The sequence below is a fragment of the Streptomyces sp. 8L genome (assembly GCF_020176795.1).
Lineage (GTDB): Bacteria > Actinomycetota > Actinomycetes > Streptomycetales > Streptomycetaceae > Streptomyces.
In genome coordinates this window covers 1-9,376 of record NZ_JAIUKE010000468.1, presented here as the reverse complement: position 1 = coordinate 9,376, position 9,376 = coordinate 1, and the positions used below count along the sequence as shown (strand labels likewise).

At 70.1% G+C, this 9,376-nt stretch carries 8 protein-coding genes and 1 pseudogene; 6 read left to right on the top strand and 3 right to left on the bottom strand.

The features are described 5' to 3' along the window. A partial coding sequence (locus tag LCE31_RS31305) for a cytochrome P450 (RefSeq protein ID WP_225020366.1) occupies window positions 1-1,175 on the bottom strand: 1,175 nt, incomplete at its 3' end. A 769-nt stretch (window positions 1,176-1,944) separates the two neighbouring features. Between LCE31_RS31305 and LCE31_RS31300 the strand changes: the two genes are divergently transcribed. The 4 genes and pseudogenes from LCE31_RS31300 (at window position 1,945) to LCE31_RS31285 (ending at window position 5,046) form a co-directional block, all read left to right on the top strand. Beyond that, on the top strand, window positions 1,945-2,109 hold the full coding sequence (locus LCE31_RS31300; protein WP_225020364.1) for a hypothetical protein: 165 nt from the start codon (window positions 1,945-1,947) through the stop codon (window positions 2,107-2,109). Window positions 2,110-2,158: 49 nt separating this feature from the next. Beyond that, window positions 2,159-2,452 carry a Dabb family protein gene (locus LCE31_RS31295; RefSeq protein WP_225020361.1) on the top strand — a complete coding sequence of 98 codons (294 nt, stop codon included), beginning with the start codon at window positions 2,159-2,161 and terminating at the stop codon, window positions 2,450-2,452. Window positions 2,453-3,158: 706 nt separating this feature from the next. After that, a pseudogene (locus LCE31_RS31290) lies at window positions 3,159-3,923 on the top strand (RNA polymerase sigma factor SigF); the annotation flags it as partial. Window positions 3,924-4,155: 232 nt separating this feature from the next. Then, window positions 4,156-5,046 (top strand): RNA polymerase sigma factor SigF, encoded by an 891-nt coding sequence (locus tag LCE31_RS31285; RefSeq protein ID WP_225020359.1) that lies wholly within the window; start codon window positions 4,156-4,158, stop codon window positions 5,044-5,046. Between the two features lie 330 nt (window positions 5,047-5,376). Here LCE31_RS31285 and LCE31_RS31280 read toward each other — a convergent pair whose 3' ends face one another. Both LCE31_RS31280 and LCE31_RS31275 read right to left on the bottom strand, forming a co-directional pair. After that, a complete protein-coding gene (locus tag LCE31_RS31280) occupies window positions 5,377-5,598 on the bottom strand; it encodes a hypothetical protein (RefSeq protein ID WP_225020357.1) in 222 nt (73 codons plus the stop codon). Window positions 5,599-5,609: 11 nt separating this feature from the next. After that, window positions 5,610-6,137, bottom strand: coding sequence for a hypothetical protein (locus LCE31_RS31275; protein WP_225020355.1), 528 nt, complete (start codon window positions 6,135-6,137; stop codon window positions 5,610-5,612). On the opposite strand from LCE31_RS31275, the gene LCE31_RS31270 reads away from it, so the two are divergent. Together LCE31_RS31270 and LCE31_RS31265 are read left to right on the top strand one after the other, a co-directional pair. Further along, window positions 6,136-6,696: a MarR family winged helix-turn-helix transcriptional regulator gene (locus tag LCE31_RS31270; RefSeq protein WP_225020353.1), complete on the top strand. Its 561-nt coding sequence runs from the start codon at window positions 6,136-6,138 to the stop codon at window positions 6,694-6,696. The genes LCE31_RS31275 and LCE31_RS31270 overlap by 2 nt on opposite strands. 18 nt (window positions 6,697-6,714) lie before the next feature. Next, window positions 6,715-9,264, top strand: coding sequence for an MFS transporter (locus tag LCE31_RS31265; protein WP_225020351.1), 2,550 nt, complete (start codon window positions 6,715-6,717; stop codon window positions 9,262-9,264). The last annotated feature ends 112 nt before the right edge of the window (window positions 9,265-9,376 follow it).

The window sequence follows — 9,376 nt, the reverse complement described above, 5'->3', positions numbered from 1 at the left end:
CCCCCCTCGGTCCCGCCGCCCGCGGGCCCGGCGCCCTCCGGCGTGGCGGTGTCCCAGCGGTCGGGGTCGAAGGTGTGCGGGTCAGGGAAGAACTCGGGGTGCCGCTGGAGCGCCGTGATGCTGAAGAGGAGTTCGGCGCCGGCCGGCACCTCGTAGGAGCCGAGGAGGAGGTCCTTGGCCGCGGTCCGCATCAGGAAGGCGTTCGGCGCGTGCAGCCGCAGCAGCTCCCGCAGGGTGTTGCGGGTGTACGGGAGGTGGTCGAGCGTCTCCGGCGTGAGGACGTCGTCCGCGGCGCCCGCCACGTCGCCGAGGTGCCCGTCGAGTTCGGCCACGACGCGCGCGTACACCTCCGGATGCGCGATGAACTCGTGCAGCAGCCAGGTCATGGTCGTGGACACCGTCTCGGTGCCCGCGCCGAACATGGCGATGGCCTCGGACCGTACGTCGTCCTCGGTCAGCGGTTCGCCGGTGGCGGGATCGACGGCCGAACGCAGCAGGGAGAGCAGCGTCCCGTCGCCGTCGGCGCCGGTCTCCGGCTCGCCGCCCCCCCGGTCCACCACCTGGTTGATGACGCGCACGGCCTCGTCGAAGCGGCGGTTGATCTGCAACGGCACCCGCGCGAAAGACGGATGCGGGTAGAGCGAGTGGAAGATCTGGCCCTTCACCAATCCGGGCAGCGCGCGGTGGAAGGCCGCCGCCAGCTCGTCGTCGAGCCGGGCGCCGAACAGGGTGCGGGTGACCACGTCGAGCGCGAGGTGGTTCATCTCCTTCGCCACATCGACGACCCGCCCGTCGCCCCAAAGGGATGAACGTTCCCGCACGACCTCCTGGATCACCGGTACCCACTCGGCGACCCGGGCCTTGGTGAAGGCGGCCCGCATGCTGCGGCGGCGGTCGCGGTGGGCCTGTCCCTCCGACATCAGCAGACCGTCGCCGAACGCGTCTTTCAGGGTCTGCTGCACGGCGCCGCGCGGGGCGTCGTGGGCATGGGCCACCAGCAGCTCATGGACGAGCTCGGGCGCCGTCACCACGTACACCTTGCGGAGCCCGAGCTGGATCTCGACGACACCGCCGACCCCCGCCAGCGACTCGATGAACCCCAACGGGTCGCGCAGCAGCGGAAACACGTGCCCGAGCCCGGGGAACGCACCGGGGGCGCGGGGCGGCGCCGCCACGGGACCGGCGCTCGAAGGGCCCGACAGGCCGGTACGGTCGGAAGGGTCAGGACGGTCTGGGTGGGGAGCCAACGTGGCCACGTCATCAGCCTCTCGTGAGCAGTGACTTCATTAATTGACAGCGCAACATTTGCCGCCTGACACAACTTTTGCCGTCAACCGGCAGACGGCTCCCCAGCATCTCACGCTGCGCGTTCGAATGATGACTACAAGTAATCGATGCACGTCGTCCGGCATATGCCAGAAGCCCCCGTGAGCGGCACCGGTCTGGCCGACTCCCCCTCACGGGGAGCTCAGCACGTACGAATGACCTAGGGGTGACGGAACAACCGGCCTTGACTCCCGGACGGCCGAGAGGCCGACATCGGGGACCGGGCGCGCGAACACCGGCCCTGACGCTCGGTCACCGCACCGCGCGCGGACCACCGTCCATGGCCGGCGTCGAGCGCCGATCACCGTCCGCAGTCGCGGTCGGTCGCGGTCGCGGTAGCGGTCGCGGTCGCAGTCGCGCAGAGCGCCGTGCGCCGCATGCCGTGCGCCGTGTGTCAGGCGCTGTGCGCCACACGCCGAACACGGGCACGCGGAACCGCCGGCCGCCCCGCGTACCACACGAGGCGCCTTCGTCACGCACACACCACGCATCGCGTCCGACGCTCGATCCACACCAATCCCACGGCGGAAACTGGCGTTCGTATGGTTAAACTCACGGCTACTGCATGTGGACCCGTTCCAAGGACCAATGAGGCAGCCGGCGGGAGGGTGAGGGCCGATGGCGACCGCACGAAAGGTCATCCTTTACGCGATTGTCGTCTTCATCCTCTATACGATCATCACGTCCCCAGCGCGAGCGGCGGACCTCGTACAAGTAGGGTTCGAGGGGATATCCAACGCCGCGCAGGGCGTCGGGCAGTTCTTCACCCAGCTGATCCAGTAGCTCCCGAGCCGGGCCGCGCGGTACGCAGCCCTCCGGAAGCGAGCGCCCCGTGATCCGCCATCTGGTTCTGTTCAAGCTCAACGACGGCATCTCCCACGACGACGAGCGCGTGCGCGCGGGCGTCAGGGTGTTCGAGGATCTCGGCGCGCAGATCCCCGAGATCCGGTCCTGGGAGTTCGCCCGCAACCTCAGCACGCGCGCCAACGCGTACGACTACGCCATCAACGCGGGCGTCGCCGACCTGGACGCGCTGCGCGGCTACGCCGAGCACCCCGCACACGTGGCGGGCGTCGCCCTGTGGAAGGAGTTCGCCACCTGGGTGATCGCCGACTACGAGTTCTGATCCCCTCTCACCTTCTGCCCCACGTCGGGATGACGTGGGGCATTTGGCGTTTAAGAGAGGTATTTCCTGCATGGACGTCAACACGGAGTTATCGGGTGCTTGCGCATGGTGCACATGTCTTGTGATGCTATGACCGCTTTTGACCGATGAATTGACCGCAGTTGACGAGGGGTGGCGTGACGTGCCGGCCAGTACAACGCCTCAAGCACGGCCCCAGGACCCCTCACCTGCGGACGACCGGTCCTCCGCGGGACGGGGGGACCCGCCCGCGGAGCCGGGCCCGGACCATCCGGCCCCCGGCCCGGGCCGCGCCGCGCCCTCCGTACAGGAGCCGGCCGCGACGCCGCCTCCGGCGCGGCCCCAGGCACCGGCCGCGGCATCGCCCACGGGACCACCGCCGCAGGACCCCGGGCCGCCGCAGAACGCGGGGCGGGAACAGGGCCAGGCGCGAGACCAGGACCAGGCGCGGGGGCAGGACCCGGCACGGGACCAGGACCAGGCGCGCGGGCAGGACCCGGGGGCCACGTGGACACCGGGAGCCGCGCATCAGGCCCGCCCCCAGGCCCACCAAGCGCACCAGTCCCACCAGTCCCACCCAGCCAATCAAGGCGCTGAGGACGGCCATCGGCCGGAGGGCGGCGCCCGGGCCCCCGGGGCGGCCGCGCAGCGCCCCGTCGCCGGGCCCGCCAGGCCGACCGAGAACCAGAGCAGGGCGGCCGACACCAGGGCTCTCACCCAGGTCCTCTTCGCCGAGCTCAAGACGCTCGAACCCGGCACCGAGGCGCACCGCCGGGTGCGCTCCGCGCTCATCGAGGCCAATCTCCCGCTCGTCCGCTACGCCGCGGCCCGCTTCCGCAGCCGCAACGAGCCCATGGAGGACGTGGTCCAGGTCGGGACCATCGGCCTGATCAACGCCATCGACCGGTTCGACCCGGACCGGGGCGTGCAGTTCCCGACGTTCGCCATGCCGACGGTGGTCGGCGAGATCAAGCGCTACTTCCGGGACAACGTCAGGACCGTGCACGTACCGCGCCGGCTGCACGAGCTGTGGGTCCAGGTCACCGGAGCCACCGAGGACCTGACGACCGCTCACGGGCGCTCGCCGACGACGGCCGAGATCGCCGAGCGGCTGAAGATCTCCGAGGACGAGGTGCTCGCCTGCATCGAGGCCGGCCGCTCCTACCACGCCACCTCGCTGGAGGCCGCCCAGGAGGGCGACGGGCTGCCGGGGCTGCTCGACCGGCTCGGCTACGAGGACCCGGCGCTGGCCGGCGTCGAACACCGCGACCTCGTACGGCACCTTCTCGTACAGCTGCCCGAACGCGAGCAGCGCATCCTGATGCTCCGCTACTACAGCAACCTGACGCAGTCGCAGATCAGCCAGGAGCTGGGAGTGTCCCAGATGCACGTGTCAAGGCTTCTTGCCCGAAGCTTTGCACGCCTTCGATCCGCAAATCGGATCGAAGCCTAACCCTGGCGGGTACTTCCTGATTTTCCGTCATCTCCCGCCCCATCGGCTTCAGATGGGGCTCTTCCTGCATCGACACGGCCGATACATGTCGACATGTCACTACAGCGCGTTGCCGACATGTGACATTCTGCGGATACCGCGTTTGGCTCAGCTCCACCGCCGGTATTGAGGTGGAGGCTGCGTTCATCGAAAGAACGCCCAGCGCGACCGTCCGCGACCTCAAGGGGGTGGCATGTCCGCAGAACAGGGCAGCCCTAAGGTGCTCACGCTCACCAAGAGCGCTCCCGCGCCCGACGCTCTCGACACCGTGGTGGCACAGCCGCCGGTGCCGTCCCAGCCGGAAGCAATCGATACCCGCACGCTGTCCCGCTCCCTGTTCCTGCGGCTCGCCGCGCTGGACGCCCAGGGTCCGGAAAGTGCGGAAAGCCCGGAGCGCACCTATGTGCGCGACACGCTCATCGAGCTGAACCTCCCGCTCGTGCGCTATGCCGCGGCCCGTTTCCGCAGCAGAAACGAGCCAATGGAGGACATCGTCCAGGTCGGAACGATCGGTCTGATCAAGGCCATCGACCGTTTCGACTGCGAACGCGGGGTGGAATTCCCGACGTTCGCGATGCCGACGGTCGTGGGCGAGATCAAGCGCTTCTTCCGCGACACGTCGTGGTCCGTGCGCGTGCCGCGCCGCCTCCAGGAGCTCCGGCTCGCACTGACGAAGGCCAGCGACGAGCTCGCCCAGAAGCTCGACCGCTCCCCGACCGTGCCCGAACTGGCCGCCGTACTCGGCGTGTCCGAGGAGGACGTGGTCGACGGGCTGGCGGTGGGCAACGCGTACACGGCGTCGTCGCTCGACTCGCCCTCACCCGAGGACGACGGCGGCGAGGGCTCGCTCGCGGACCGCCTCGGCTACGAGGACCTCGCACTGGAAGGCGTGGAGTACCGGGAGTCGCTGAAGCCGCTGCTGGCGAAACTGCCGCCGCGCGAACGGCAGATCATCATGCTGCGCTTCTTCGCGAACATGACGCAGTCCCAGATCGGCGAGGAGGTCGGCATCTCCCAGATGCACGTCTCGCGCCTGCTGACCCGTACGCTCGCGCAGCTCCGCGAGGGCCTGATCTCCGACTGATCCCCTACTGACCCCCGATGGGTCTCCGGCTGATCGCCGGCCCATCCGCGGCTGATCTCTACGGCCGATCTCCGACGGGTCCCCCGGCCGACGCCCTCGGGTCGGCCGGTACGGAGAGAGATGTGACATGAGGCACACCGGCGAACGTGGGCGCCGGTGAGCCGATGACCAGGGCGCATACCTATGCGTACCCGCATACGGTCGACCGCGTTCCGCCGACCGTCACCGCCCGTCCGGGCGCGTCACGCGGGCACGTGCGGGCGTCGGCAGGACCGGCCCGCACGCGAGGCCGCGTACGAAACCGCGTACGGTCCCGTACGCGACGAGGCGTCAGCCGAGCGCCAGCCAGGCCACCACGGCCAGGACGACGACGACCAGCACGACGCCGACGATCACGCCGACCTTCGGGCCGCCGCTCTGACGGGCCGCCGCCGGCTGGTGCGGCGGTTCGCCCTCGTCGACGAAGGCGCGGAACATCTGGGTGCTGCCCGCGGGGTCGGGGTTGCCAGGTGTGCCCTGAGGACCCTGCGGGGCGTGAGGGTTGTGTGCCATGAGGCGAGACCCTAGCGAACCGCCGGGTTCCGCCCAACCCCGGCCCCGAAAAGGCTTGTCGGGCTCATCACGGACGGATGCGGCCAGGACGTGCCCAAAGCGTGCCCATGGAACGGGTGCGCCATGTCCGGGGCGCGAGCGGCCCGTTCACCGGCCTGCGCCAGAACGCCGGCGCCGCCGTTGACGCCACCGGCGCTGTCGCCACTGATACTTCTGCCGCCCATCACCGCTGCCATCGCCGTTGCCGCCGCTGTCATCGCTGCCGTTGCCGCCACCGCCGCGACCCTTAACACCAGCGCCTTCGCCGCGCCGGCCCCTTCGGCACGGCGCGATCGCCCGGCATTCGCGCACAGATCAGACACATACATCACACAGATTTCGCAATGCATGAGTTTGCTGTCGAACACATGCGCAAGCCCCTTGATCATTCTGATGTGAAGATTTTGTTTTTCCATAATGAATGCCGTAGCTTTTCGTTTGCCTGCGGCAACCAACAGGTTTATGGTTGCCCGAAGCAACGAAAAGTTCGGAGGGCTCATGGCCACACAGAGCCGGTACGTGGAGGTGGCCCGGCACATCACCGCTCTGGGCGCCGTCAAACGGGCGTTGACCCGTGCGCTGCCCGCCGAGTGCCCGGGTGGCCCCGCCGTCGTGCTGTCGCTGCTCAACACCCACGGCGAGATGCGGATGAGCCGCCTCTCCGAGCTGCTCGGCGTCGACGTCTCCGTGACGAGCAGACATGTCGCCCACGCCGCCCAGCGCGGCTGGCTGGAGCGCCTGCCGGACCCCGTGGACGGCCGGTCGCGCCTGCTGCGGCTCACCCCCGCGGGGCGCGAGATGGTCAGCACGCTCGGTGAGCGCGCCGTCGAGATGATCGCCAGCACACTGGCGGACTGGTCGGACGACGACCTCGACACCCTCATCACGATGCTCAGCCGGCTGCGCGCGGACTTCGGCGACTGCCGGATCTCCCACGGCGGCCGTCCACTCGCCGCGCACCCCGACGGCCCCGCGCCCTCCCAGGGGGCCGGCCAGGACGCCCTGCCCGGCCAGGCAGGCGGCGACCTGCCCCGTACGCCCTCACCCTCACACTCGTAGAACAAGGAACCAGACCAGATGGCTACATCCACACCCGTCGGTGTGCGGGGCGGCCACGCCAAACACGGCGGCGAGCCAGCCTCGGCCCCCGGCACCGGCGCGCCGATGACGCACCGCCAGATCATGCAGGCCCTGTCGGGCCTGCTGCTCGGGCTCTTCGTGGCGATCCTCTCCTCGACGATCGTCACGAACGCGTTGCCGCACATCATCTCCTCCCTGGGCGGCGGGCAGAGCTCGTACACCTGGGTCGTGACCGCCTCGCTGCTCGCCATGACGGCGACGACCCCGCTGTGGGGCAAGCTGTCCGACCTGTTCAGCAAGAAGCTGCTGGTCCAGGTGGCCCTGAGCATCTACGTGCTGGGCTCGATCGTGGCGGGCCTCTCGGTGAACTCCGAGATGCTGATCACGGTCCGCGTCTTCCAGGGCATCGGCGTGGGCGGCCTCTCGGCCCTCGCCCAGATCGTGATGGCCGCGATGATCTCCCCCCGCGAGCGGGGCCGCTACAGCGGCTACCTCGGCGCGGTCTTCGCCGTCGCCACCGTCGGCGGCCCGCTGCTCGGCGGTGTGATCACCGACACCTCGTGGCTCGGCTGGCGCTGGTGCTTCTACGTCGGCGTGCCGTTCGCGGTCATCGCCCTGATCGTGCTCCAGAAGACGCTGCACCTGCCGGTGGTCAAGCGGAAGGTCAAGGTCGACTGGCTGGGCGCGTTCATGATCAGCGCCGCGGCCTCGCTGCTGCTGATCTGGGTGACCTTCGCCGGGAACAAGTACGACTGGCTGTCGTGGCAGACGTACGCGATGGTCGGCGGCTCGATCGTGCTCGGCCTGCTCTTCCTGCTGGTCGAGTCGAAGGCCAGCGAACCGATCATCCCACTGCGGCTGTTCCGCAACCGGACGATCAGCCTTGCGTCGATCGCGTCCCTGTTCGTCGGTGTGTCGATGTTCACAGGCACGGTCTTCTTCAGCCAGTACTTCCAGCTGGCGCGCGGCAAGAGCCCGACGATGTCCGGTGTCATGACCATCCCGATGATCGGCGGCCTCTTCGTGGCGTCGACCGTCGCGGGCCAGATCATCACCCGTACGGGACGCTGGAAGGTCTGGCTCGTCACCGGCGGCTTCCTGCTGACCGGCGGCCTCGGGCTGCTGGGCACCATCCGCTACGACACCACGTACTGGCAGATGGCCATCTACATGGCCGCCATGGGCCTCGGCATCGGCATGATGATGCAGAACCTGGTGCTGTGCACGCAGAACCAGGTGCAGGCCAAGGACCTCGGCTCCGCCAGTTCCACCGTCACCTTCTTCCGCTCCCTGGGCGGTGCCATCGGCGTCGCGGCGCTGGGCTCCATCCTGAGCAACAAGGTCGGCGACTACGTCAAGGACGGCCTCGGCGCGCTCGGCCCGCAGGGCAGGGCCCTCGCGTCCAAGGCCGGCGGCGGCGACGGAGCGATTCCCGATCTCGGCTCCATGCCGGCCCCGCTGCGGCACATCATGGAAGTGGCCTACGGTCATGGTGTCGGCGACGTCTTCCTGTACGCGGCGCCGTGCGCGTTGGTCGCGTTCCTGATCACCTGGTTCATCAAGGAGGTCCCGTTGAGGACACGAGCTGTCGGCGACCCGTCGCAGAACCCGCAGGAGCCGGCCGCCGCCGGCGCCGGTGGAGCCGCACAGGCCCCCGCCGGCCCGGAGTCCGGCTCCCCGATATCCGACGGCGTCCCGTCGGGCCTGCCGCCCGTGGAGACGACGGCCGCCATGCCGCCGCTCGGCGGCACCGGTGGCGGGGCCGTGCCGCCGCTGCCGACCGGCACCCCGGTGCACGGCCTGGTCCGCAGCGCCGAGGGCGCCGCGGTGTCCGGCGCCGCCGTCACTCTGATCTCGCTCGCCGGGCGCCAGCTCGGCCGCTCCGTGGCGCGCCCCGACGGCGTGTACGCGGTCGAGGCACCGGGCGCGGGCAGCTATGTGCTGATCGCCTCGGCCGACGGCTTCCAGCCCCAGGCGGCCACGGTCGTCGTGGGCGACGAGCCGCTGCCGTTCGACATCCTGCTGTCCGGCACGAGCGGTCTCGCCGGTTCCGTACGCGCGGCCGACGGCGGTACGCCGATCAGCGGCGCGATGGTCATCGTGACCGACGTCCGCGGCGACGTGCTCGCCACCGGCACGTCGGACGCGCGGGGCGAGTTCGCCTTCGGTGAGCTGGTGCCCGGCTCGGTGACGGTGGCCGTCAACGCCTCCGGCTACCGGCCGCTCGCGCTCCCCGTGGAGATCAGCGGCCAGGGCGTGACCCGCGTCGAGGCCGTACTCCAGTCCGGTGCGCTGGTGCAGGGCATCGTGCGGGCGGGTGCCGACCGCCGCCCGCTGCCCGACGCGCGGGTCACGCTGGTGGACGCCGCGGGCAATGTGGTCGCCACCTCGACGACCGGCGACGACGGCGCGTACGCCTTCGCCGACCTGAACTCCGGCGACTACACGGTCATCGCCACCGGCTACCCGCCGGTCGCCGGCTCGTTGAGCGTCGCGGGCCGCGGGGTCGACGGACACGACATCGAACTCGCCCACCCCGGCGCGTAGGCGCGAGCCCCGCGCGGCGGTCACGGGCCACCGCACGTGAGCACGCGGCCCGCCCGCCGAGGGCGTCGGGCGGGCCGGCCCGAGGGCGGGCGCATCTCCATCGGAGTGCGCC